Source organism: Vibrio cincinnatiensis, from assembly GCF_022113815.1.
In the GTDB taxonomy this organism is placed as follows: domain Bacteria; phylum Pseudomonadota; class Gammaproteobacteria; order Enterobacterales; family Vibrionaceae; genus Vibrio; species Vibrio cincinnatiensis_A.
This window is the reverse complement of sequence record NZ_SGOM01000003.1, coordinates 139,375-164,188: the sequence shown is the minus strand read 5'-3', so window position 1 is coordinate 164,188 and position 24,814 is coordinate 139,375. Positions and strand designations below refer to the sequence as shown.

Annotated in this window: 20 protein-coding genes; all 20 read left to right on the top strand. The window is 40.3% G+C overall.

Going from position 1 to position 24,814, the window contains the following annotated elements; all coding sequences use genetic code 11:
• Window positions 1–284 precede the first annotated feature (284 nt).
• The 20 genes from tagH to EXA13_RS05655 all read left to right on the top strand — a co-directional run bounded on the left by tagH (window position 285) and on the right by EXA13_RS05655 (window position 24,798).
• Entirely contained in the window at window positions 285–1,544 is a 1,260-nt protein-coding gene (tagH, locus tag EXA13_RS05750; protein ID WP_238132326.1) for a type VI secretion system-associated FHA domain protein TagH, read from the top strand.
• A gap of 3 nt (window positions 1,545–1,547) precedes the next feature.
• Window positions 1,548–2,003 carry a type VI secretion system lipoprotein TssJ gene (gene tssJ / locus EXA13_RS05745; RefSeq protein ID WP_238132325.1) on the top strand — a complete coding sequence of 152 codons (456 nt, stop codon included), beginning with the start codon at window positions 1,548–1,550 and terminating at the stop codon, window positions 2,001–2,003.
• Between the two features lie 28 nt (window positions 2,004–2,031).
• Window positions 2,032–3,357 carry a type VI secretion system baseplate subunit TssK gene (gene tssK / locus EXA13_RS05740; RefSeq protein WP_238132324.1) on the top strand — a complete coding sequence of 442 codons (1,326 nt, stop codon included), beginning with the start codon at window positions 2,032–2,034 and terminating at the stop codon, window positions 3,355–3,357.
• Window positions 3,358–3,367: 10 nt separating this feature from the next.
• Complete coding sequence (gene tssL / locus EXA13_RS05735) at window positions 3,368–4,684, top strand: type VI secretion system protein TssL, long form (protein WP_238132323.1); 1,317 nt, start codon at window positions 3,368–3,370, stop codon at window positions 4,682–4,684.
• Entirely contained in the window at window positions 4,685–8,200 is a 3,516-nt protein-coding gene (gene tssM, locus EXA13_RS05730) for a type VI secretion system membrane subunit TssM (RefSeq protein ID WP_238132322.1), read from the top strand.
• Entirely contained in the window at window positions 8,182–8,877 is a 696-nt protein-coding gene (gene tagF, locus EXA13_RS05725; RefSeq protein WP_238132321.1) for a type VI secretion system-associated protein TagF, read from the top strand. The genes tssM and tagF overlap by 19 nt, the downstream gene beginning before the upstream one ends.
• A 13-nt stretch (window positions 8,878–8,890) precedes the next feature.
• Window positions 8,891–9,688: a PP2C family protein-serine/threonine phosphatase gene (locus EXA13_RS05720; protein WP_238096841.1), complete on the top strand. Its 798-nt coding sequence runs from the start codon at window positions 8,891–8,893 to the stop codon at window positions 9,686–9,688.
• Window positions 9,678–10,808 (top strand): type VI secretion system protein TssA, encoded by a 1,131-nt coding sequence (gene tssA, locus EXA13_RS05715; protein ID WP_238132320.1) that lies wholly within the window; start codon window positions 9,678–9,680, stop codon window positions 10,806–10,808. The genes EXA13_RS05720 and tssA overlap by 11 nt, the downstream gene beginning before the upstream one ends.
• 16 nt (window positions 10,809–10,824) lie before the next feature.
• A complete protein-coding gene (gene tssB / locus EXA13_RS05710; RefSeq protein ID WP_238132319.1) occupies window positions 10,825–11,340 on the top strand; it encodes a type VI secretion system contractile sheath small subunit in 516 nt (171 codons plus the stop codon).
• Window positions 11,341–11,350: 10 nt separating this feature from the next.
• Window positions 11,351–12,844: a type VI secretion system contractile sheath large subunit gene (tssC, locus tag EXA13_RS05705; RefSeq protein WP_078927376.1), complete on the top strand. Its 1,494-nt coding sequence runs from the start codon at window positions 11,351–11,353 to the stop codon at window positions 12,842–12,844.
• 46 nt (window positions 12,845–12,890) lie between these two features.
• Window positions 12,891–14,384 carry a type VI secretion system contractile sheath large subunit gene (gene tssC, locus EXA13_RS05700; RefSeq protein WP_238132318.1) on the top strand — a complete coding sequence of 498 codons (1,494 nt, stop codon included), beginning with the start codon at window positions 12,891–12,893 and terminating at the stop codon, window positions 14,382–14,384.
• A 9-nt stretch (window positions 14,385–14,393) separates the two neighbouring features.
• A complete protein-coding gene (locus EXA13_RS05695) occupies window positions 14,394–15,197 on the top strand; it encodes a type VI secretion system accessory protein TagJ (protein WP_238132317.1) in 804 nt (267 codons plus the stop codon).
• On the top strand, window positions 15,194–15,667 hold the full coding sequence (gene tssE, locus EXA13_RS05690; RefSeq protein ID WP_238132316.1) for a type VI secretion system baseplate subunit TssE: 474 nt from the start codon (window positions 15,194–15,196) through the stop codon (window positions 15,665–15,667). The genes EXA13_RS05695 and tssE overlap by 4 nt, the downstream gene beginning before the upstream one ends.
• Window positions 15,664–17,487 (top strand): type VI secretion system baseplate subunit TssF, encoded by a 1,824-nt coding sequence (tssF, locus tag EXA13_RS05685; RefSeq protein WP_238132315.1) that lies wholly within the window; start codon window positions 15,664–15,666, stop codon window positions 17,485–17,487. The genes tssE and tssF overlap by 4 nt, the downstream gene beginning before the upstream one ends.
• Complete coding sequence (gene tssG / locus EXA13_RS05680) at window positions 17,484–18,446, top strand: type VI secretion system baseplate subunit TssG (protein ID WP_238132314.1); 963 nt, start codon at window positions 17,484–17,486, stop codon at window positions 18,444–18,446. Before tssF ends, tssG begins: the two co-directional genes overlap by 4 nt.
• A gap of 11 nt (window positions 18,447–18,457) precedes the next feature.
• Complete coding sequence (tssH, locus tag EXA13_RS05675; protein ID WP_238132313.1) at window positions 18,458–21,025, top strand: type VI secretion system ATPase TssH; 2,568 nt, start codon at window positions 18,458–18,460, stop codon at window positions 21,023–21,025.
• A 207-nt stretch (window positions 21,026–21,232) separates the two neighbouring features.
• On the top strand, window positions 21,233–21,712 hold the full coding sequence (locus EXA13_RS05670; RefSeq protein WP_078927369.1) for an Hcp family type VI secretion system effector: 480 nt from the start codon (window positions 21,233–21,235) through the stop codon (window positions 21,710–21,712).
• A gap of 52 nt (window positions 21,713–21,764) precedes the next feature.
• A complete protein-coding gene (tssI, locus tag EXA13_RS05665) occupies window positions 21,765–23,600 on the top strand; it encodes a type VI secretion system tip protein TssI/VgrG (protein ID WP_238132312.1) in 1,836 nt (611 codons plus the stop codon).
• A gap of 10 nt (window positions 23,601–23,610) precedes the next feature.
• Window positions 23,611–23,901, top strand: coding sequence for a PAAR domain-containing protein (locus EXA13_RS05660; RefSeq protein WP_238132311.1), 291 nt, complete (start codon window positions 23,611–23,613; stop codon window positions 23,899–23,901).
• On the top strand, window positions 23,902–24,798 hold the full coding sequence (locus EXA13_RS05655; protein WP_238132310.1) for an NAD/NADP transhydrogenase subunit beta: 897 nt from the start codon (window positions 23,902–23,904) through the stop codon (window positions 24,796–24,798). It abuts the gene before it with no gap.
• The last annotated feature ends 16 nt before the right edge of the window (window positions 24,799–24,814 follow it).

Here is a 24,814-nt window from a genome sequence, read left to right as displayed (position 1 = left end):
TAATATTTATTTAATAGAGGTTGTATGAGATAAAATTCGATTTAACTAACAGAGGTTAAGCGAAATATGAAATGCAAAGTTATAAAAATTTGATCTTGGTTCTAGATTTTGTTTTATTAGACAACTTTGCGTTGAATTGAATTTTAAATGATTCATTATTTGCCCGTTATAAGTAACGGCTCTATTATTGATTGTTTTGTTATTTAGGCTGGTGGTTAGTCTGTCTATTGTGCATTCAGTCAGAGACTATAAAAATACAAGATACATATCGGCTAGAGGTTGACATGGATTTAATTCTTTCCATTACCAGTTTTCATAAGTTCACACCAGAACTAAAAAGTGTTTATACACTTTCTTCTGAGGAAGAATATTGCTCCATTAAATTTGGGCGTTCTGATTCTTGTGATTGGGTTTTACCTGACCCTGAACGAATTATTTCAGGTGTACATGGTGAAGTATCTAAATTTGGGAATGATTATTTACTAAGAGATTTATCAACAAATGGGATATTTATTAATAAATCAGTTAGCCCAATTGGAAGTGGAATGGAGATCACGCTTAATGATAATGATACGATCAGTTTCGGTGACTACGAAATAGAAGTGACCTTAAGTGATACCAATAAAAAAACAGATGATGTACTGCCTAATCACAACCTTATGACCACTTCATTTAATACCTTGTCACCAAGAGAGATTTTAAATAAACCTGTCGATATGCCAAAAATGGGTGATATGGATTTCGGCTTTGATGCCAATTTATTTCTTTCTCAAGAAGAGGAAATTCCTAGAGTTTTAGAGAAACCAGATATTGGGGATATCGACGACTTTTTTGATACTAAATCAATTGAAAATATTGAAGATTTTTCTATTGAAAAGAAAGAAAAAACAAAAAAGCTATTGCAACGGCCAATGGTTGAAGAGACATCAGGTTTTCAGCCTGAGTCAGAAACGCTTTTACGTGCGTTCCTTTCTGGAGCTGGCATTGATGAAAGCTTGTTACCGGATAACAAGAAAGAAGTGTGGTTTCAAGAGCTGGGGAAATCCTATGCATTAATGTTAGACGGTTTGATGCAAACATTGCATAATCGAACAAAGTTCAAACAATCCAACAAACTAAATCACACTGCTTTCCAGAAGAGAGAAAATAACCCTTTGAAATTTTCGGCAGATTTTGATGATGCCATACACAATTTGTACAACAGAAAAAGTTCAAGTTTTCTTTCACCTGAAGCAGCGATTAAATCGGCATTTCGAGATATAGAGTGTCATGAAAAAGCGATGATAAATGGCTTGCACGGTGCGGTCTCTAGTGTAATGAAGCTACTTGATCCTAATCATATCGCTGAAAATATTTCTCAATATGAGAGAAGTCTATTTTCTACTCTCTTTTCGAAAGTAGATAAAAAAAAATGGCAGAAATATGAAGCATTTTACTATCAACTAAATAATGATTTCGAAGTTGGTGGATTTGATAGTGATAAATTTTATTTAGAAGATTTTGCAAGAGAATATGATAAAGCAATAAGGAATATAGAGGGATAATAAGTGAGACGTTTAATCAAAATTTTACCGTTATTAATTACATTTTTATTAGTTGGGTGTAGTATCGCCAACATGGCCGTTGATCCTTATTCTAATCTTAATATTTATGCTGAGAATAATATAAACCCTGATATGAATGGACGCCCATCTCCGGTGGTTGTTCATATATTTGAATTGACTTCTGATACGTTGTTTAAAAGTCAAGGTTTTTTTTCTTTATATGAGAATTCCAATGAGGTCCTCGGACCAGATATGGTGGAAAAAACAGAGATATCACTCTCACCGGGACAGTCAGAACATTATCGTTCAAGTATGAAACCTGGTGTTGAGTATATTGGAGTTATTGTTGCTTTCCGTGATATAGAAAATGCCAATTGGCGAAAAGTGATTAAAGTTGATCGGACAGGTTATAACACATATACGCTTTTATTAGACGAATTGACGTTAGCAATAAAATAACAAACAGATAGCATTAATAGGTTTATAAATGAGTGTATATTCACCAATGGTTTGGAGTGAAGGGATGTTTTTGCGTCCACAGCATTTCCAACAGCAGGAACGGGCATTGGCCTATGAATATCGAGGGTTAGCAAGATTAACTAGCAGTTATGCTAGAGGAATTGAGCAACTTAGCTTTGAGGTTGCTTCTCTAAAAGAAGGACAGTTATCTCTTACTAAGTTAATTGCCATTCTACCTGACATGACATTGGTTATTATTCCCGAGAAAGATTCTATACCTCCAGCGATCACCGTAGAGCCTCATATTGAGAACACTCTGATTCAATTAGCTGTGCCTATTGAAAAATACCAAGGTAAGAATGTTTCTACAGCAGAAGATACTCAAGTGACACGCTATAAGTTTATTGAGTCTAGCCTTACGGATAATGTTTTTGGAGTGGATGAAGAGATTGTTCAATTGGCTGGGTTAAAATGTGAAATTAAAGTCTCTAATGAGAACCTTCCTGGTTATGTTTCACTTCCTCTAGCTCGTATTCGTCAGGTGACGGCTGAAGGTGAAATTATCCTTGATGAAGATTATGTCCCTCCCTTCCTTAATGTGCATCATAGCCCAGTATTAACCAAGTATTTGAAGAATATTTTAGCTATGCTTAAAATTCGAGCGGATGCTATTGCCCAACGTTTAGCTCAGGGAAAATCAGCGGCTTCTTCTGCTGTCGATTTTATCATGTTACAAATGCTAAATCGCTATGAGGCAAGCCTACGGCATTGGTCTCAAGGTGTTGAGTTGCACCCCTATACCTTAGTAACACATCTGTTTAGTTTAGTGGGTGAATTGGCAACATTTTCAAATAAAAATAAACGAATACCTAAATTACCTGAGTATGTTCATCACAATATGGGGGAGGTATTTGCTGAAATTAACCAAATATTAAGCCAGTACTTAAGTGTTGTGCTTGAACAAACCGCGACTAAAATGCCGCTTGATATTCGGCAATTTGGTATTCATGTGACTCCTCTGCCTGATAAAAAATTGCTCTCAGTCTGCCAGTTTGTTCTCGCTATCAAAGCCGATGTTTCTCCGGAAGAAATTCGTCGGAAGTTACCTGGGCAGATTAAGGTTGGGCCTGCGGAAAACATTCGTGAGCTGATCAATAACCAAATTAATGGTATCTCCATTGCTCCTTTAAACGTTGTGCCTCGGCAGATGCCTTATTCCTCAGGCTTTGTGTATTTTGAATTGATCAAAAAAGGGACTTATTGGTCTCGTTTAATGGAAAGCGGTGGTATGGCTTTTCACGTATCTGGGAATTATCCAGGTTTAGAAATGGAGCTTTGGAGCATCAATCAGTAGCGGTTAAGTTATGGATGAGACAATTGTAAAACCGACACCTGGAAGAAAGAAAGGTTCCGCTTTGTCAGCAGTAGCCGCTGTTGAAAGTGATAATACAGTTCTTTTAACCCAGATGATAAAAGAAGAGAAAGAATCTAGTGTGATTGCTTATGGTAGTAATGTCTTACTCGCAGAGGCAAACATCATATTTTCTTTACTTGGACAGATCCGTTCTACTGCAGTTCATAGTGATGTAAAGCAGTTACGAGAAGCCTTTGTTCAGAAAATGCGTGATTACGAGAATCGTCTTCGCTTGCGAAGTGCTGACCCGAGAGAGATTGATATTGCTAGATACTGCCTCTGCTGTGCTATTGACGAGGCGGTATTGAATACCGTATGGGGTAGCCAGTCTGTATGGGTTGATAATTCTCTACTCTCTACGTTTTATTCAAATACGCAAGGAGGAGAAGAGTTTTTTATACATTTAGAGGAATGTCTTAAACAGCCTAAAACGTCTCTTGATCTTCTGGAAGTCATGTATTTATGTATGAGTTTAGGCTTTAAAGGACATTTCCGTGTCAAAGAGAATGGTAGTGAGCAGCATCGGGCCTTGAAAATTAAAGTTATGGATGTATTGAAACATTACGAGAGAGTACCTGATACGGAATTATATGAAAGTACGATGAAAAATATTCTAACCGGTCAGCAGGTGACAGAGAGAGCACCACTATGGGTGGTGTTCTCTATTACAGCTGCACTGTTAGCGTGTATTTATATGTATTTGAACTTTAATCTTAATGAAAAATCCGATGTGACCTTTAGCAACTTGACTAATCTATTGCCAGATAGAGCTGCATCCCAGCATCAGGATAGTTATGGTTCTTCACTTGCCATTAGTGAGCAGATACAACGTTTTTTAGCAACAGAAATAGAAATGGGGATATTACGTGTAGAGCCGTTGGCTGATCGAGTCCGTATTTCTTTTCAATCACAGGATTTATTTCAGTCTGGTAGTGCAGAGATGGTTGCCCATATGCGACCCGTTATTTCGAAAGTGGCTAGGGCGTTAGAATCCACCACGGGAAAACTTTTAGTTATTGGTCATACGGATAATAAGCCTATTTTTACCAGTAAGTTTCCTTCTAACTGGCACTTGTCTCTAGCAAGAGCTACATCTTTGACTGATTATTTAATGTCTAATGGAATGCTTAAAGGACGAATCATTCCTGAAGGTTGGGGGGACGCAAAACCTTTGGCATCCAATGAAACCCCAGAAGGGCGAAGAATGAATAGACGAGTTGAAATTGATCTGCTGATTTCTAGTCAGTTAATGGATGGGAATAACTAGATGGTCGCTATACAAAACTTTTTTCGCCAGCGCTGGGTTATTAGCTTAGTGGGTTTACTAGCCATATCTATCTTCATTTGGTTTGTCGGGCCATTGATTGCGATTGCTGGATCTGAACCATTTAAATCAGAATTTAATCGATTGCTGATGATCGCTGTTTTGATTTTTGGTTGGGGGGCAATGAATCTATTCCGTCAGCAAAAAGAGCGTAAAGAGCAAGACGAGAGCATTCAGCATTTACTAGAAGTGGACTCGTTAAATGACAATGAAGCAGCCTCAGAAATTGATGTCATGCGTGAACGAATTGACCGCGCTGTTCAAATCATTACTAAAGATGGGAAAGGAAAGAAGAATCTGTATAACCTACCTTGGTATGTATTGATTGGTCCTCCTGGTACAGGTAAAACTTCGGCACTAAAGCATTCTGGTCTTGAGTTCCCTTTAAGTGATGCATTAGGAAGTGATTCTGTTAGTGGTATAGGTGGCACTCGTCATTGCGATTGGTGGTTTACCAATAAAGCCGTGCTGATTGATACCGCTGGGCGGTATACGACGCAAGATAGCCAAGTGCAAGTAGATTCTAAAGCTTGGTATGGTTTTTTAGGGTTATTGAAAAAATACCGTAAGCAGCGTCCAATAAATGGTGCCATTGTGACTCTTAGCCTTGCTAGTATGATGACCCAAACTCGAACAGAACGAGGTTTGCACGCCCGAGCAATTAAAAATCGTTTGCAAGAACTCAAGAATCAACTGGGAATGCAGTTTCCTATTTATGTTTTATTGACTAAGGCTGATTTGATCGCTGGATTCAATGAATTCTTTTCTGATCTTAGCAAAGAAAAGAGAGAAGAGTTTTTAGGCTTTGTTTTTCCTCGTGAAGTTGAGGACGAAAGAGGAGTGATTTCTCTGTTTAACAAAGAGTTCCATGATCTTCTTGAATCATTAGATAAGCGCATGATGCAACGATTAGAAATGGAAGAAGATCTAGATAAACGCTCTTTAATGTTTGAGTTTCCTAAGCAACTTCGTTGTTTACAGGCGAATTTAGATGAGTTTCTAACGGAGATTTTTGCTCAAAATAAGTTTGAAGAGCCATCCATGATTCGTGGTGTATTCATCGTGAGTTCTCTTCAAGAAGGTATGCCGATAGACAGGATTATGCTTGAGACTTCGCAAGGTCTCGGACTCGGTAGACCGCCATTACGCCTGAGCTCTAAAGACTCTTGTACGTATTTTGTGAAAAAACTTTTTGAAGATGTCATTTTTAAGGAGCAATTGCTGGGGACTGTCAATCGACACCATCAAAAACAAAGCAGCTGGCTACGAAGAAGTGCATATGTAATTTGTGCAGGAGTTTCTCTATTAGCCGTCACGTTATGGATGATGAGCTATCAATGGAATAACCATTTGATCCGTCGAACGGATACTCAAATAAAAGAAGTACAGCATCTTATTCATACTCAAGATATTGATTTGATAGACAACTTAATTCCATCAGTGGATGTGTTAAATCAAATCATGATGCTCCCAATGGTTAATAGTGAGCAACAAGAAGAGAAAGGTAAAGTCAGATCTCTAGGATTGTATCAAGGTGAGAAAATTGAGCAATCTGCGAAAGCCGCTTATCACAATGCATTAGTCAACTATTTTGCCCCTTTTATTGAAGGCATCTTGTTAAGTGAGCTGAGATCGAATGAGCATCACCGAGAGTATTTATACGAGACACTGAAAACATACTTAATGTTGTTTAATGACGATAAATTAGATCCTGAACATGTATTGGGCTGGTTCTCTTATTACTATGAGCAAGCATATTCAGGTGTGTTAAATGAAGGATTACGTTCAGACTTAGAGCAGCACACAAAGAATTATATTAACCAAACAGAAAAAGGTCTCTATTTAAGTAATGATGTTGTTTCAGATGCTCGACAAGTGCTTACGCAAATGTCCTTATCTGAAAGGGCTTACCAGAGAATGAAATTACAATTTATTAAAAGCCATGTTCCTTCTTTCCGCTTAACGGATGTGTTGGGGGCTCGTAGTCTTGAGCAATTTGAAAGACGTAGTGGTAAACCATTATCCATGGGGATCTCGGGTTTTTATACCTACAATGGTTTTCACAGTATATTTCAATTACAGATAGGCCGGACAGTTAAGTCCTTAATGGAAGAGAACTGGGTTTATGGTGATGAAATTGATGCTCGCAATATTGATCACGATCTTGCTATTGCTGGTGTTCGTGATCGTTATTTTCGAGATTACATTCATGAATGGAGATCATTACTTGACGATCTTCAATTAAAACCGACTTCTGATCTGAAAAGTAGTTTGGAGCAAACTGATACACTAGTGAGTTCTGAAAGGCCAGTGGAATCATTATTAAAAGCAGTGCGAAGAGAAGTGGCTCTCACTCAACTCGCTTTGTCACAAAATGAAAAAGCTACGGCCGAGGTAGCAAGTAATGTGGCTAAAGTGAAATTATCTAGTACGGCGGACACATTACGTCGATATCGTCCTTCCGATGATAAAAACTTTAATCTCTCTTTGCCTGGTAAAGAAGTTGAAGAGGCATTTGAGGATATTATTCAGATAACTGATCAAGACTTTGAGGACATTCATCAAGCATTATCCAGCCTTAGAAAATACCTCTCAGATTTATCAAGCTCAGGTAATAACCAAAGAGTGGCTTATAAGAGTATGTTAAACGGGACATTAAGTGGTGAGGTTGCTGCATCGATTAATCACGCAAGGCAATTATTGCCAAAGCCTTTTGATTCTTGGCTAGGTGAACTGTCCAGTGGTTCTGCTAAGTTAGCGGAGAAGGGGTCACGAGTACACCTCAATACACTATGGACGAACAAAGTTTATAAACCATATCAAAGAAGTATACAGGGACGTTATCCTTTCAATCCCTCAGCACAAAGAGAAGTCACATTGAAAGATTTTAGTCGCTTCTTTGGCTATGGAGGAACATTGGATTCATTCTTTAATGAGTACTTAGCCCCATTTGTGGATACGTCAAAGTCAGTATGGCGTTTTGAACAAGAAATAGGGGTGAGCCAAAATACCTTAGCAATATTTCAACGAGCAGACCGAATAAGACAGGTGTTTTTTGAATCAGATAATACGTTAAGGGTCGATTTTGGTATGAAGCCGATTTATTTAGATCAGCATATTACCAGTTTTTCCCTTGAGTTAGGTGGGCAAAATTTAGTTTATAGGCATGGCCCTGCAAGAATACAAACGTTGAGTTGGCCCTCTAAGCACCCTGTTGCTCGGATTATATTCACTCCACCCGATTCTCGTCGTGAAATATCGCATACCTTTGAGGGAGAGTGGGGGATGTTTAAGCTTCTCGACCAGTCTCTTAAAGCGAGGCCTGAATCTCGTAGAGATAACATCGTTATGATTGATCTGAGAGGTAATAAAGTTCAGTTGGAATTAATACCCAGAAGTACCATGAACCCATTTTGGTCTAATGATATGGAGAGATTCCGATGCCCTCAGACATTGTAACTCCGGGTTGGGGGTATATCGGAAAGATCCCCGCAAAAGGCGATTTTATCAAACATGGTTTGCCTAAGCATTGTGCAAATGTGTTACATGACTGGCAACAAGCTGTGATTGCGGTCAGTCGAGAGCAGCTTCAAGAGCGTTGGCAGACACTGTATCTGAATGCACCAATATGGAATTTTTCATTCGATGCTTCGATAACGGGTGAGTCAACATTAATTGGTAGCATGATTCCAAGTGTGGATGCTGCCGGGCGATATTTCTTTTTTACGGTTGCCCGATTGGTCGAAGAGCATGCCTTAGCCTATTGGCAGCATAGAGTCTGGGCGGAAGATTCACAAGCATTAGCGTTGGCTGTATTAGAAGATAGTTTTTCGTTTGATCATTGGCTGAATCTTTTATCCTCATCGAACGACAACTTGGCTTTGAATCGTAAGTTTAGTGGTCAGGTTTCGTTGAAAAATGCTGAGTGTGAGTCATTGATATTCAAGGAGTATGCTGAAATTGGGGCGGACGATCTGCTCAAGTTTCTTATTAACGAAAAATACAACACCCCCTGTTATTGGTGGACTGATGGAAACGATACCGTGGAGCCTATTACGTTTATCTCCGAGGGTTTACCTCCAATAGGCAAATATGCCGCTATGCTGGATGGGCAATGGGAAAAGTGGAATTGGTAATGTGGGTAAGTGAATGAATTGGAATTTTTTTACATTTTCAAAATCGCATCCAGGAAAAGTTCGTCCATATAACGAAGATTCATTATTGGATATGACGAGTCGTCAGGTTTGGGTGGTCGCCGATGGTATGGGAGGGCATGCTGCTGGAGATGTCGCCAGCCAAATGTTAGTGGATAAAATTGAACGGTTTATTATTGATACTCCACATTTCAGTGTTGATGACTTACGCCATCAAATAGAACTGGCGAATATGGATATCTATGATTATGCACAGCAGCATTTAGCTGGGAAAACGATGGGCACGACCATGGTGTTGTTGATGATCCAAGATGGTTATTTTCACTGTCTTTGGGTAGGAGATAGCCGGATTTACTTACTGCGTGATGATATTTTTTCACAGAAAACGCGTGATCATAGCCAAGTGATGGAAATGATAGAGCAAGGGATTTTATCTGTGGATGAAGCTGAAGATCACCCCTTAGCCAATGTTATTACTCGGGCCATCGGTGTGGAGTATGGCGTTCGAATTGATCAGGTGTCGGGTCAGTTACAACACGGGGATCAATTTTTGTTATGCAGCGATGGGTTAACGAAAGAGCTACATGATAACGAAATAAAAAATAGCCTTTATGCAGATTCGGTGAATCAATCTGGGTTGGCTTTGCTTCATTCTGCTTTAGTTCGTGGTGCGAGTGACAATATTACATGTGCTCTCATCAAAGTCAGTTTGCCGTTTGCTAGTGAAGGCGTAACCGTTTCCTCTGATGCCACGGTTCCGGTATACCCAAGGAGAAGAATGAATGGGCTTTGAGGACATCGATTATGGTTGGTTGAATGCAGCAAAAGCTGCGATAGCGGGAGAATCGCCTACGGGGATTGACCCGAGAGGAGATATCACTCCCCAGTCACTCTATTATCGACTGAAAGATCAACGTATGCAGGCTCGAAATATCGAGCGTAATGCCATTGTTGAAGAAGAGCCTCTTCTCAGTCACTCCAGTTTGTGGCGCGTTTTTCTAGAAGAGTTACCACTAGCGTTAGCAACGCAGACTAAAGATTTGGAGTTCGTTGCTTGGCTGATAGAGGCCTTGACCCGTTTACAGGGTTTCAGAGGTATGGCAATTGGTTATGATCTAGCGAGTTATTATGTAGAGCATTACTGGCCACACTTACATCCAATGCCAGATGAAGAAGGTATCGAGACACGCATCTCTCCTATTATTGGGCTTAATGGTATCGATAATGAGGGAACATTAGTTTTTCCGCTTGCATGTATCCCGATTACTGAGCAGGGAAGTGAGCAAGCTTATGCCTACTGGGAGTACCAACAGGCGCTGGAAATTGAGCGACTCGATGAAGATAAAAAGCGCGCTAAACACAATCAAGGTGTTGCTGCGCTTAACGATATTGTACAAACCGCTAAAGCTTCTAGTCGCACTTTTTATCAGGAATTAGAACAAGATTTACAGAGTGCGATTGATAACTTTCGGCATTTTTCTGAAGTACTCGATAATGTTTGTGGAGAGGTGACCCCAAGTTCATATATTGCTCATAAGCTAGACGCCATCTATGCCGCGGTAAAGCATCTTGCTGGCGATAAACTAATAAGAAGTGCTGGCACAAGTACGTCAGAAGTATTAGATGGGCAAGAAGAATTTGGGTTAAACGCTGAGAACAATACTCGTACGGGCCTTCACCATGAACTCTGGAATGGAAATGTAGAATCTCGGCAAGAGGCAATAGAGCAATTACGAAAAGTGGCTGATTTTTTTCGAGAGACAGAACCACATTCACCCGTTTCATACACTATCGAACAAGTCATTCGCTGGTGTGGAATGGCTTTGCCTGATTTATTGGCAGAGCTGATATCTGATGGAGAAGCCAAAAAGGGCTACTTCCGTTTAGTTGGCATAGCAAATAAAGATGAGTAATTAAAGGGAGAACAATATGGCTAGTATTCACTCGAAACTGTCACGAGTCAGGAAACCACGTGTTCATATTACCTACGATGTAGAAACTGAAGGCGCATCATTGAAGAAAGAGCTTCCGTTCGTGGTTGGGGTTATGGGGGATTTTGCTGGTCAAAATACCGAGGCTCTTAAACCATTGAAAGATCGACGGTTCATTCAAATTGATCGTGATAACTTTGATGATGTTCTGAAAAAAATGAGCCCATCAGTCATATTTAAAGTGAAAAATACACTCGCGGATGATGATTCTGAGTTTCAAGTTAATTTGAAGTTTCAGTCAATGAAAGATTTTGAACCTGCCTCCATTGTTAGGCAAGTTGATCCTCTTCGTCAATTAATGGATACCCGAAATAAGTTACGAGACTTAATGACCAAAGTCGATCGTTCTGAAGATTTGGAAAATGTTCTAGAGGCGGTACTCAATAATACTGAAAACTTATCCAAATTGGCTGATGAGCTGAAGATTGGTCAGGGCGATGCGCTGGCAGAATAAGGAAAATAAGATGTCAACACAGTTAGAAAATCAATTGGACCCGACTGTTGAGAGTCAGTCACTTTCATTTCTTGAACAGGCAATTGGTGCAACGAAACAAACAGAAGCTGCTCGTGCACAAGAACTGATCAAAACTTTAGCTGAAGAAGCTTTGAAAGGTACAGTGACTTGGAATAAAAACTTAACCGTTACCTTCCGCGAAGCAATCACGGCTCTGGATAAAAAAATATCAGAACAGCTTTCGGAAGTGATGCACCACCCCGATCTACAAAAGTTGGAAGGAACTTGGCGAGGTTTGAATTACTTAGTCATGAATTCGGAAACCAGCTCTACGCTTAAAATTCGTATGGTCAGCATGACGAAGAAAGAGTTGCATAAAGATTTAAGTAAAGCGGTTGAATTTGATCAAAGCCAAATCTTTAAAAAAGTGTATGAAGCCGAATTTGGTAGTGCAGGGGGGGAACCTTATGGCGCATTGATTGGTGATTATGAATTTACTAATCATCCGGAAGATATTGAGAGCTTACGTTTAATGTCTAATGTTGCTGCCGCCGGTTTTGCACCTTTCCTTTCTGCGGCTTCTCCAGCGTTATTTGGGTTCGATGAATGGACAGAACTCTCTAAACCTCGTGACTTAGAAAAAGTATTTGAATCACTAGAGTACACTCAGTGGCGTGCTTTTCGTGAAAGTGCAGACTCTCGATTTGTGAGCTTGACAATGCCTAAAGTCTTAGCTCGTTTGCCCTATGGTCAAGCAACGTCACCAGTCGAAGAGTTCGGGTTTGAAGAGTTTGATGTTGATGAACTTTCTGGTATTGCCACCAATGCACAGCATAATGACTATTGTTGGATGAATTCCTCTTATGTTCTGGGTGCTAAATTGACAGATGCATTCTCTAAATATGGCTTCTGTACCGCGATTCGTGGCGCTGAAGGTGGCGGCCGAGTTGATAATTTACCGACTCACTTTTTTATGAGTGATGATGGTGATCCTGATATGAAGTGTCCAACTGAGATTGGAATCACGGATCGACGTGAAGCGGAATTAGGCAAACTGGGATTCCTTCCTTTATGTCATTATAAAAATACGAACTATGCGGTGTTTTTTGGTGCGCAAACCTGCCAAAAACCCGCGAAGTATGACTCTCCTGATGCCACTGCAAACGCGGCAATTTCCGCTCGCTTACCCTATATGATGGCGACTTCTCGATTTGCTCACTACCTCAAAGTGATGGCACGAGACAAAATCGGAAGTTTTATGGAAGCGGAAGATGTGGAGTCTTGGTTGAATCGTTGGATATTAGGTTACGTCAACGCTTCGGAAGGGGGTGGTCAAGAGATCCGTGCTAAATATCCATTGGCTGATGCGCGTGTTCAGGTTAAAGAAATTCCTGGTACAGCGGGAGCTTATAATGCGGTTGCTTGGCTAAAACCTTGGCTGCAAATGGAAGAATTGACAACTTCATTACGTTTAGTCGCAAAAATACCACAATCAGGTGGTTAATTAAGAAGGCAGGGGTGGTGTATTACACCAGCCCCTGATGAGTAGCATGAATTTCGTCTCAGTAGAACAACTCACACATCAACGAGCGACCCCAGATCAGCCATTATTGGCAAATCATTGGATCGAGCGTTTTTTGGATACTAAGGACTTAAGTCAAGCAATACAGTACTGGGTTGAGTTAGCTGGTATTAAGAGTAAAGAGGAATTCTTTCATAGCATTCTGAGTACGATTGAACAGATAGATGTCCAGTTAAACCAGCAATTAGACGATATTTTACACCATAGTGTTATCCAACGTCTTGAATCTACTTGGCGGGGGCTGCGTTATTTAGTTGAGCAAAAAGACTCTAATGCTGAAGAATTAGTAAAAATTAAAATCTTAACATGTACTTGGGATGAGTTAGTCAAAGATGCAACGCGAGCGATAGAGTTTGATCAATCAGCCTTGTTTAAATTGATCTATCAAAATGAATATTCAATGCCGGGTGGAGAACCTTTCGGATTATTAGTTGGAGATTATTATTTAGGGCAGTCACCGGGAAGAAATGCGGTGGATAGAGATATTCGAACTTTAGGTAAAATGGCTCAATCGGCTGCTGCGGCTTTTAGTCCTTTTATTATGTCGGTAAGCCCTAGCGTTTTTGGTACGGATCATTTTTCTGATATTGCCTCTATCGGAAATATCTATACCCAGTTTGAGCAAAGTGAGTATTTGAATTGGCGTAAATTAAGAGAATCAGATGATGTGCGCTTTATTGGACTAACAATGCCGAATGTTCTTTACCGTCAGCCATATTGTAGTGATGGTTCAAGAAGTGACCAATTTGTTTATAACGAGCGGATCCGTGATTCCAATCGTGACTTGCTTTGGGGAAATGCTTCTTTTTGTTTTGCGGCAGTCATCATGCGTGCATTTCAGGAAAACGGTTGGTTTACTCATATTCGTGGACATAAAACGGGGGACTATTCACAAGGAATTATTCAACCTCCATCATCGTGTCGTGTTCATTTACCAGGAAAAGTTCAGCGCTATAAAGCGCCCCTAAATCTTAAAGTTACAGAACGACGTGAGCAGGAGTTATCGGATTGTGGTTTTATTCCTTTATCCCCAGTAGCAGAAACACAGTTTATTAGTTTTACATCGAATATTTCATTGCATCAATCCCGTCTATTTTCGGAGAAAGGGGCTAATGTCAATGCTCGTTTATCATCGATGTTGCAATACACACTCTGTGTATCAAGAATTGCTCATTATATCAAAGTGATGGGACGAGATAGAGTTGGAAGTTACCAAGATGCACAAAGTATAGAAAGGGATTTTCAGGCGTGGTTACACAAATATACGACCGCATCCGATGAAGCTTCGGATGAACTAAGAGCAAAATATCCGCTTAATGAAGCGCGGATACGAGTGACGGAAAAATTGGGTAGTCCAGGAAATTACTACTCAGTGATCCATTTAAGGCCACATTTCCAACTGGATCAGATGGTCTCCTCTATAAAACTGATTACAGAGCTATCCCCAGAACACATATTGTAAGGAATCAAAATGTTAGATTGGCAACAATACATTGGACAGGGCGAATTACAACAAGCAAAAGAAGCCTTGATTAACGCTATAAAACAAGAGCCTAAAAATGCCACATTACGTAGTGCATTTATCGAAGTTCTTTGTCTACAAGGCGATTTTATTCGTGCTGATGAGCAATTGATGCAGGCAATTAAGTTGTTTCCCGAATATCTACCGGGTGCTAGCCAGATCCGGCATTTAGTGAAAGCGGCACAAGCGAGAGTTGATTTTTCGCAAGGCGCCGCAACGGCACAATTTGTTTGTGAAGCGGAAAAACAAAATAACATGCTGGTTAATTTTAGTTTGGCCTTAGGAAATCAGTGTGTGGATGAATTGGCCGCTGTGTGTGATGAGGTTGAAGCGGTTCGTCCTAAGCTTGCTTTTACGGTAAACGGTACGACTTACGAAGATGTTAGGGATCTAGATGATCGTTTAGCGGGTTTTATTGAGCTCTTTTCATCGATGGGTAATTACTATTTGGTTCCACTTAGCCAAGTGAATTCACTGCAACTGAAACCCGCAACCAATTTACTAGAAACCATTTGGCGTCCATGTGAATTTGATATTGATGGATTAGGAGAAGGAGAGGCTCATTTCCCAATGACGTATGTGGACTCCGAAACGGATAGTCAAAAGTTAGGCCGAGAAACCGATTGGAAAAGAATTTTGGAGACTGAGCATAGCCTAGGTATGGGGCAAAAAATGTGGTTGGCCGGAGAGGGGGTGATCGCCTTATCTCAATTGGGTGAGCTTAAAAAAGCTGCGTTGGCTCCGGTTGAATGAACGAGTTAAGTGTGATGCCTTCTTTACTGGATAAATTGGTCGATTATGATCCAGAGAGTCATTATGACAAGCATTATCCACTAACACGTCATGCGTTAATGGATTCAATTCGTTTGGATCTCGAGGCTTTGTTAAACAGTCGAATCAATTGGCAGTCATTACCAGAAGAGCTTAGAGAATTATCCCACTCTATTCTCCGCTATGGCTTGCCAGATTTTTCATCCATGCCATTTAGTAGCGCAGATGGGCAGCAATTTTTATGCAACTTAGTACAAAAAACGGTCATACAGTTTGAGCCGCGTTTGAGTTATGTGACGGTGAGTATTGCAGAAGATAAGAATCCATTAGACAGGATATTAAAACTACGCATCCGTGCGACCTGCATTATTGACGGTACTGAACAAGAACTTGTTATGGATTCAGAAGTAGAACCCGTTAGCTTAGGAATTAAACTGAGTAAAGCGAAATGAGTGAAGAGTTTCTAAAGTATTATAATCGTGAGCTGGTGTATTTAAGACATAAAGGTCATGAGTTTGGAGAACACTACCCTAAAATAGCGGCTCGTTTACGTTTAAGTGAGGAGGTCGTAGAAGATCCTCATGTATCTCGTTTATTGGAAGGTTGCGCTTTCCTTACCGCCCGAATTCGACAAAGTTTAGATAATGCTTTTCCACAATTGACAGAAGCGCTTATTGGTCAACTTTTCCCTGATTTTCATGCCCCGATTCCCTCGATGTCCATCGTGAAAGTCTGTGGTTCGAGTTCTGCGACATCAAGTGTGACAGTCCCCGCTGGGGAAAGGGTTACGATCACCGCTCCAGGCTTTAAAGAGTGTGATTTTATTACTTGTTATGAAACACAAGTTCTACCTTTTGACGTGACCGAAGCAAAGTTTGAGAATGCTCCCTTTACTGGGATAGAGGCTCGTATACAAGCGGAAGCCAAGTCAGTCCTGAAGCTGCGACTACAAAGTCACAGTGATGAGATCAATATTGCCGATAACAAAGATAAACGGTTGAGATTTTATCTCAGTGGTCAATCGCAGATTTCGCTACAGCTTTATCAACACTTGTTCAGCTCCTGCTTGGGATTAGTTTTAGTGCAAGGAGGACGATGTGTTAAAGAGTTCACTCAACGACATATTAATACGGTCGGGTTTAGTGATCTCGATAAAGTCGTTCCTTACAGTAAGCGTAGTTTTTCTGGAACTCGTATGCTGATTGAATATTTGCATTTCCCAGAAAAATTCTTGTTCTTCGATTTAGTGGATCTTGATTTAACTATTTTAGGAGAGGGGACTCAGGCAGAGTTCTGGTTCTATTTTAAAGAATCCAATGATTGGCTAGAAAAACAGATAACCTGCGAGAACATCCAATTAGGTTGTTCTCCGGTGGTTAATCTGTATAAAGCAAAGATGAAGCCAGTTCGTATTCAGCCATCGGATTATGAATATCAGCTTTATACAGAATATATGGATCCTGAATCAAGCGAAGTGGTGAGCTTAGATAAGGTAACCCTGAGAAACTGGAATAAAGTCTACGATAATTTACCCTCATATTATGCGGGTAATCACCCCCACTATTTTTCTAAAGATGAAATATATTGGGTTCTACGCCGAGAAGATAAAAATTGGGCGGGGGGATTTGACGAACCGGGTCGAGAAGTTTTTGTTTCAATTGTGGATAAGCAGTATCGGCTTTTTTCTCCTGAGTCTCGTGAAAATTGGCTGATGTCGGTGGAAGCTTGGTGTTGCAACCGTAATCTTGCCGCTAAAATTCCATTTGGAGGCGGTTTACCCCAAGTTTCCATGCCTGACTGTAAAGATAATTTTAGCAAGATTAAGTGCCTCGTAACTCCGACAGAAACCATTCGGCCGGAAATGGATGAAAGTTCTCGCTGGCAGTTTGCGAAGTTATTAACGCTAAATCACTTTAGCGATGAGAATGGCGTTGAAGCATTGAAACAAGTGCTGAACCTACTGGCTTTTAGAGGAACACCTGAAACAAAAGCATTGATTGAAGCCATTAAAGACATGAAAACCTCGATAACGACGGGACGCGCCTTACAGAATGGACGAGTCGGTTTTTGCAATGGCACTGGAATTGTCCTTCATATCTCTGATCAGATTTTGTCACGTGAACAAATCTTCTTGTTGGGGAATGTATTGTCTGCCTATTTTGCACAATTTGCTGAAATCAATACCTTTACTCAGTTATCCATTCATTTGACTTCTACGGGTGAAAGACTATTTAGCTGGCCTGCTTTAGCGGGGGAAAAGGAACTTCTATGACGGAAAAAGAGTTCTTTGATGCATTAGAAGCTTTGCCTTTGTTTGAAGCGATTCATCTGCTTGAGCATCACTATTTAAAGGGAGAAAGTTATCTTGGAAGTGATACTTTACCTGAGAATGAACGCATCTCCCTTTCTGTTTTACAAAAACTCGGCTATGAAGCTAATCAGTTGGTGAGCATAAGCAAAAAATCAACAACCAAACTACACCTAAAAACGAACTTAATGGGTTTGACTGGGGAGCAAGGCATTCTTCCTAATCATTATAGTGAGCGTATCATTCAGCGTATTCGTGAAAATGATGAGGCAATGTCGGATTTTTTTGACATTTTTAACCATCGACTTCTCTCTCTTTACTACCGTTGCTGGCTCTCTTCTCAACTAACCGCTCAGTTATGTCAAGTTGCGGATGGCCAAAGTGCACCCATTCACACCATCTTAAGTGCATTAACTGGAGATCAAGGAGATAGCGCCATTTTTTTGGGGGGCGCTTTTCATCGTCGATCTCGTAGTAAGGCGATGGTGAAAACACTGCTTGAAATGCAATCAGGTTGTTCGGTTGTTCTGCATGAATTCCAAGGTCGTTGGTTTGATATTGAAGTGCACGAACAGACGAGAATTTGCAGTCCGTGTATGCCCGAAGGACAGTTTGCTCAATTAGGTAGTGGTGCTTTGATCGGGAAACGAAGTTGGAATATGAATGCCGGTATTGAGATTGAGCTTGTGGCAACGGATGCACAAACGGCAAGAGCGTTATTGCAGTGCCAACGATTAGAACAAACCAAAATACTCGCCAAACAACTTTTGGGGGAGAGTAAACAGATTAAATGGAAATTAACGGCTGAACGCCAGTTATTCCCTAAAGCAAATCTTAGCAAGGGGGTTGGAACCCTTGGTAAAGGAAGTGTATTGGCAGCAAAAAATGCAGCCATAAATAAACAAATAACGATAACGATCTGAAAGGATTAATAATGACGTCTTTATCACTATCAGCGTTGGTTGACAAATTGACTCCCGAAGCTAAAGGGAGTTTAGAGCAAGCGGCGGCTTTAGCGAGTTCAAGAACTCACCACAGTATAGAAATTGCTCATTGGTTACTGACAATGATTCAGGACCCCAGTGAGGCAGAACGAGAGATGTATCAGTTTTTTTCTGTGGATCTTGCCCAATTACACAGTGATCTACAGCTACAATTGGAAAAATTTAAGACAGGTTGTCAAACGGTACCAGGGCTTTCTTCTCATACGGTAACCATTTTACAAAATGCATGGATGACGGCCACGATTGCTTTTGAAGAGCCAGAGATTGCATCAGTCCACATATTGCATGCCTTTTTATCAGACGACACACTGTTTGCTTTTTCATCCCATTTTAGCTCAGAACTGACAAAAATTAATGCCGATGCGCTGATTCAATATAGGAAAGAGCAGGCTAAAGCACCGAAAAAAGCGATGGCTAGTCACAAGTCATCAACTCAGGCCCTAGACCAATTTACCGTTGATCTCACTGAACAGGCGAAGGCCGGTCAGATTGACCCTGTTATTGGTCGAGACAATGAAATCCGTTTAATGACAGATATTTTGCTACGTCGTCGGCAGAATAATCCAATTTTAACGGGAGAAGCTGGCGTTGGAAAAACCGCTGTTGTTGAAGGACTAGCGTTGAAAATTGCCGCAGGAGATGTACCTCCGGCCTTAAAAAACGTACAAATTAAATCGTTAGATCTTGCATTATTACAAGCTGGTGCAGGGATGAAGGGCGAATTCGAGAATCGCCTGAAAAATGTAGTCAAAGAAGTGAAAGAATCTGCCGTTCCTATTATTTTGTTTATTGATGAAGCTCATGGGCTCATTGGTGGGGGGGCTCAAGCGGGGCAAGGGGATGCAGCGAATATCCTGAAACCCGCATTAGCACGAGGTGAATTGCGTACCATTGCAGCCACAACGTGGGCTGAATATAAGAAGTTCTTTGAAAAAGATGCGGCATTGACTCGGCGTTTTCAGGTTGTGAAAATCGAAGAGCCAACACCGCAATTAGCGATAGAAATGCTGCGAGGTTTAGTCCCCGTCATGGAAAAACATCATGGCGTTTATATTACGGCTGAAGCATTGAAAGCGGCGGTATGTCTATCGGATCGCTATATCAGTGGGCGTCAGCTTCCTGATAAAGCGGTGGCGGTTTTAGATACAGCATGTTCACGAGTGGCCCTGAGCCAAAATACAATACCCGGCTCACTTGATCAGAAACATAAACAGCAGCAAATGTTAGAAAATCAACTAAATCAATTGCTAAAAGAAGAGACGTTTGGGCACTCACATCAGCAAGTAATTAGCGAATTGGAGTTGAAATTAACTTCTTTGCACCACGAAATAGAACAACTGGAGGAGATTTGGCGGCAAGAGAGTGATGCAGTAGCGAAGGCGAAAGCGCTTCGTTCTGAAATATTACAGTCTCCTTCTTCTGATAAGGCGGTAGCGTTGGTTTCAATCGAACAGGAACTCTCTGTTAATCCTATGCCGTTAGTGTTTTCTCATGTCAATGAACTCTTAGTCGCAGAAATTATTGCTGATTGGACAGGGATTCCATTAGGTAAGCTGAAAAATGATGAAGTCAAAGCAATACTGGAACTGCATAAGTATTTGAGTGAGCGGGTCGTAGGCCAAGATCATGCCTTAGTCAAAATGGCAGAGGTAATAAAAACCGCTAGAGCTCAGTTAAATGAAGAGTCAAAACCTAACGGTATTTTCTTTCTTGTTGGCCCAAGTGGGGTGGGAAAAACAGAATCAGCACTTGCTATTGCTGAGCAAGTTTATGGTCATGAGGATAATATTACTATTATCAATATGTCTGAGTTTAAGGAAGAGCATAAAGTTTCCCTATTGCTCGGTTCTCCACCTGGATATGTCGGCTATGGTGAGGGGGGAGTATTAACAGAAGCCGTACGCAGAAAACCTTATAGTGTCATTCTTCTTGATGAAATGGAAAAAGCCCACCCAGGTGTTCAGGATATTTTCTATCAAATTTTTGATAAAGGGATGATCAAAGATGGAGAAGGGCGTGATATCGATTTTAAAAATACGATTATCATTATGACCTCTAATTCTGGAACTGATACGACCATGGAGCTTTTCCAAGACCCTGAACTGGCTCCAGATGCTGAATCTTTAAAAGAAGCCTTACGAGAGGATTTGTTGAAAGATTTTAAACCCGCATTTTTAGGTCGAGTCAATGTGATTCCCTACTTTCCATTAAGTAGGGATGTCCTAATTAAGATCACTGAATTAAAAGTTTCAAAAATAAGAAAGAGGATCAAAAATAATTACAAGGCTGAAACAGAGATTTCTGAGAAATTAATTGACAGTATTGTTGATAGCTGCAATGAGTCGGGAAGTGGCGCAAGAGCATTGCAAACGGTGATTGAAAATAGAGTTTTACCTAAAATATCTGATGCTATATTGAATTCAGTTTTAAATGATTATTCTATTAATAATATTATAATTGAAGGAATGGTAGATAATATTTCTGTTTCAGTGGAATAATAAATAATTATCGTAAAATATTTTGGATCAAGATCAAACTATAATGCCTGGGATGATATTTTGATCTATTAAGCGTTATTGGTTTCTGCTATAAAGACGCGTATTTAAATTATTTTATTTGATACATTTATAATTAAGTTCATTCTTGCATCAAACAACAAACTTGCTCGAATCGAGTTTTATTAATCAATGCTATAGGAGACTAGCATGCAGGCAAATACCTACCTGAAATATGCAGATATTAAAGGTGAAGCTACCGCAGAACAGTATAAGGATATGATTACCCTTCTTTCTGTTGATTGGAGTGTAGGACGTGAGATTTCATCTTATACCGGTACAGCTATGGACCGTGAAGCGAGTTCGACTCGTCTTTATGATATGACTATCACTAAGCTTCAAGATCGTTCATCACCAGATCTTTTTAAAGAAGCGACAATTGGTAAAGGAAAACCCGCGGTATTTCATATCACCAAGCAAGGCGAAAAAATTGAAGAAATCATGAAAATCGAACTAACCGATGCCATGATTTCTAACTATTCAGTTTCAATCCAAGATGATCGCCCAGTTGAAACAATCACTATTTCCTATACAGAAATGATGATGACTGTGACACCAACTGATGATAAAAACAACGTCTCTGCACCATTGGTATATGGTTACAGTGGCGTTAAAGGTCAGCAAATGTAATATTTTGCGGAGGATTTACTCCTCCGCTTATTTTTTAAGAAAGAAGTCTGTAATGAAAAAAGCCACACAAGATAACAATTTTATTAGTATATCTACTCCATATGGCAAAGATGCCATCATTCTTAATTCCTTTGAATACCGGGAAGAAATGTCGGAGCTTTTTTCATTGCAGGTACTTGCTTACTTTAATGGGCAAAAGGGGGAGCTTAATCAGATCCTAGGTAAACCCGTCGTTATTACTATGAGAAATCATGAGAAAATTTCATCAGAACCGAGATATTTCCATGGAATAGTATCAAAAGCTAGGTTAATGGGCTCCCGCATAACAAAAGTAAGCCAAGGGGATTGTTATAAAAATATTGAAATCATCATAGAACCAAAAGTAAAATTCTCAGCATTTCGTATTAATAGCCGAATCTTTCAAAATAAAGATATAAAAGAAATACTGACGTTGATTTTAGGTGAACATGGTGTGGATTTTTCTTTTAAATTAGTGAAATCTTATCCTAAATATACTTATAAAGTTCAGTATGAAGAATCTGATCTTCTTTTTGTCAGACGACTGATGGCTGAGGAAGGGTTATCATTCTGTTTTTCTCATACGAGTTCCTCTCACTGTTTAGAAATATTTGATGATGTAAGCTATTATAAGCCCGGTATCGAGTTTATGGTGAATTTCGATTCTGGAAGTTCTGAAATTGGCCATATATCATCATGGAATGAAATTCAGACTTTAGTGACTAAACGTAGCCATAAAGCGGGTTTTAATATGGAAAAACCCTCCTCTGTACCGAAAAATACAGCGGTAGGAGACTGTGCCTTATTCACTGTCCCTGAAAGTGAATATTTTGAGTATCTTGGCGAAACAGAAACGAGTGACCAATATAAAGTTCGTAATACCCATTCGATAGAGTCGATTCAACAGAATGCTTATATATGTTCGGGAGAGGCAAGCTGTCGTACTTTTTCGATAGGGAAAAGTTTTAAATTTGCTAAACATGATGATAAAGATCGTATTGGTAAAGAATATGTGCTCTCTTCTATCACTGTAAGCGCCGCTGTATTTAACCAGACGGGCGAAGGTGGTACCTCCGGACAGGGAGTCAAAGTTTTCTTCTCTTGTATTGAATCAGGAACAATGCATAGACCATCGGTGAACTATCCAAAACCTAATATTAGAGGCATTCAAACCGCTATTGTAACGGGTAATAAAGACGATGAAATTTATGTTGATAACTTTGGTCGGATAAAGGTTCAATTCCATTGGGATAGAGAAGGGAAATTTGATGTTAATAGCTCTTGCTGGATTCGTGTCGCGCAGCAAATAGCGGGTAATGGATGGGGCAGTTCATTTTTGCCACGCGTTGGGCAAGAAGTGATTGTTGAGTTTATTAATGGTGACCCTGATCAGCCTTTGGTCATTGGCTCTCTTTACAATGGCACACAAAATCCTCCATTCGCACTCCCTGATAAAAAAACACAAAGTGGCTATCGAAGTCGTTCCGTTGAGCAAGGTTCGGAAAATTTCAATGAGTTGAGATTTGAAGACAAACCCGGTGAAGAGCATATCTATCTACACGCAGAGAAGGACTTCCAGATGAAAGTGGAAGATTCTGTCGATGTTCTGGTTGAGAACAATAAAACTGAAAAAATTATCAATAACCTCATTTCTGAGATAGGAAAAAATACCACATCTAAAGTTGGTAAAAACTACAGTATTGATATTGGTGAGGTTTTGTCATTGACGGCGGGTAAGAGTATTGAAATTAAAGTGGGTGGGGCTTCAATTCAGATGTCAAGTTCAGGTGAAATTAATATTAAAGGTAAGAAGATTGCACTTAATGGTTCGATGATCGCCTTAAAAGCGGGTCAGATTTCTTTGAACTGAGGAAATGGATATGGGTAAAGCTGCATCTGTCATTGGTTGTTTTCATGTGTGTCCTAAAAAGACGGGGAAAATCCCTCATGTGGGTGGCCCTGTTGTTGGTGGATCTCCCAATGTTAAGATTGGAGGAATTCCTGCCGCAAGGGTTGGCGATAAATTGGTCTGTGTTGGTCCTCCAGACAGTGTTTCTACAGGGTCTTCCTCTGTGACAATCAACGGAAAGCCGGCGGCTCGTATGGGTGATGGAACCTCACATGGCGGAAAAATATTAGTTGGTGTGCCGACAGTGTTGATTGGGGACTAAATGGCTCTTGTATTTGAATCAACGGTGATTGCTCTTGGAGATCAGGTATTTTATGGCGATTTTTATTCGCAAGAATTGAGTTCACCAGAGTGGTGTGATGATCTTTATTTCACTGGTAATACACGTAGAGCATTATCGCATCAGTCGTCTTCATTATCTCAGCGATTGATTGAATTATTGGCGCATCATCGTTCAGCATTAGCACAAATTTCTCCCTATGCTTCAGTGTGTCTTCTGTTACCAGAGATTAACGATAGACAACATATTGCTGATGTATTGAAAGCCGTGCAGAGGGTTTTACCCACTTCAACGGATATCGATCGGCCGTTATTTTGTTTTCCATACGGAAGTGCCTCATTTTTAGTTGCGCTGGAGAGGATTTCTACATTAGCCCACTCGTCATATGGGTGCTGGGTTTTATCATTAGACTCGTCTGAGTCTTTTTGTAGTGGTCATGAATATCAGTTGTTTGATGATATCAAAACTGATTCATTGCTGGTGTCACGTATTGTTGTCGCCGACGAAGGTTTGGAAGCCTCCAAGGTCCAGATAGATTGTTATTCACAGGCATATAGCAGTGGGGTTGATTCCGTTATGCCTTCTTTAGCGACTTTATGTGGGCAAGAGTTAACCGATCTGGCTCTCTCATTACATGACGATGAATCATCAGATTGGCAATCGCATTTGTTTCGCTTCTCCCCATGGATCACCCAAGAGACAACCTATCGATTCAATAACCTGATGATTGGTGAAGTGGGGGCGGGGAGTGGATTCTTGAAAACGCTAGGGCTATATGAACAGCAGAAAATGGCATTTAAATCTACTTTTCATGCATTACAACTAGACAGCGATCCTCACGGTATGGCCGCGGGCGTTTTGTATCGTTGGCGCACCTAAAAGAAACGTCAAATAA

Bases quoted from the DNA above. Each gene is read 5' to 3' on its own strand.
- tagH (WP_238132326.1), top strand. From the start codon at position 285: ATGGATTTAATTCTTTCCATTACCAGTTTTCATAAGTTCACACCAGAA.
- tssK (WP_238132324.1), top strand. From the start codon at position 2,032: ATGAGTGTATATTCACCAATGGTTTGGAGTGAAGGGATGTTTTTGCGT.
- tssL (WP_238132323.1), top strand. From the start codon at position 3,368: ATGGATGAGACAATTGTAAAACCGACACCTGGAAGAAAGAAAGGTTCC.
- tssM (WP_238132322.1), top strand. From the start codon at position 4,685: ATGGTCGCTATACAAAACTTTTTTCGCCAGCGCTGGGTTATTAGCTTA.
- tagF (WP_238132321.1), top strand. From the start codon at position 8,182: ATGCCCTCAGACATTGTAACTCCGGGTTGGGGGTATATCGGAAAGATC.
- EXA13_RS05720 (WP_238096841.1), top strand. From the start codon at position 8,891: ATGAATTGGAATTTTTTTACATTTTCAAAATCGCATCCAGGAAAAGTT.
- tssA (WP_238132320.1), top strand. From the start codon at position 9,678: ATGGGCTTTGAGGACATCGATTATGGTTGGTTGAATGCAGCAAAAGCT.
- tssB (WP_238132319.1), top strand. From the start codon at position 10,825: ATGGCTAGTATTCACTCGAAACTGTCACGAGTCAGGAAACCACGTGTT.
- tssC (WP_078927376.1), top strand. From the start codon at position 11,351: ATGTCAACACAGTTAGAAAATCAATTGGACCCGACTGTTGAGAGTCAG.
- tssC (WP_238132318.1), top strand. From the start codon at position 12,891: ATGAATTTCGTCTCAGTAGAACAACTCACACATCAACGAGCGACCCCA.
- EXA13_RS05695 (WP_238132317.1), top strand. From the start codon at position 14,394: ATGTTAGATTGGCAACAATACATTGGACAGGGCGAATTACAACAAGCA.
- tssE (WP_238132316.1), top strand. From the start codon at position 15,194: ATGAACGAGTTAAGTGTGATGCCTTCTTTACTGGATAAATTGGTCGAT.
- tssF (WP_238132315.1), top strand. From the start codon at position 15,664: ATGAGTGAAGAGTTTCTAAAGTATTATAATCGTGAGCTGGTGTATTTA.
- tssG (WP_238132314.1), top strand. From the start codon at position 17,484: ATGACGGAAAAAGAGTTCTTTGATGCATTAGAAGCTTTGCCTTTGTTT.
- tssH (WP_238132313.1), top strand. From the start codon at position 18,458: ATGACGTCTTTATCACTATCAGCGTTGGTTGACAAATTGACTCCCGAA.
- EXA13_RS05670 (WP_078927369.1), top strand. From the start codon at position 21,233: ATGCAGGCAAATACCTACCTGAAATATGCAGATATTAAAGGTGAAGCT.
- tssI (WP_238132312.1), top strand. From the start codon at position 21,765: ATGAAAAAAGCCACACAAGATAACAATTTTATTAGTATATCTACTCCA.
- EXA13_RS05660 (WP_238132311.1), top strand. From the start codon at position 23,611: ATGGGTAAAGCTGCATCTGTCATTGGTTGTTTTCATGTGTGTCCTAAA.
- EXA13_RS05655 (WP_238132310.1), top strand. From the start codon at position 23,902: ATGGCTCTTGTATTTGAATCAACGGTGATTGCTCTTGGAGATCAGGTA.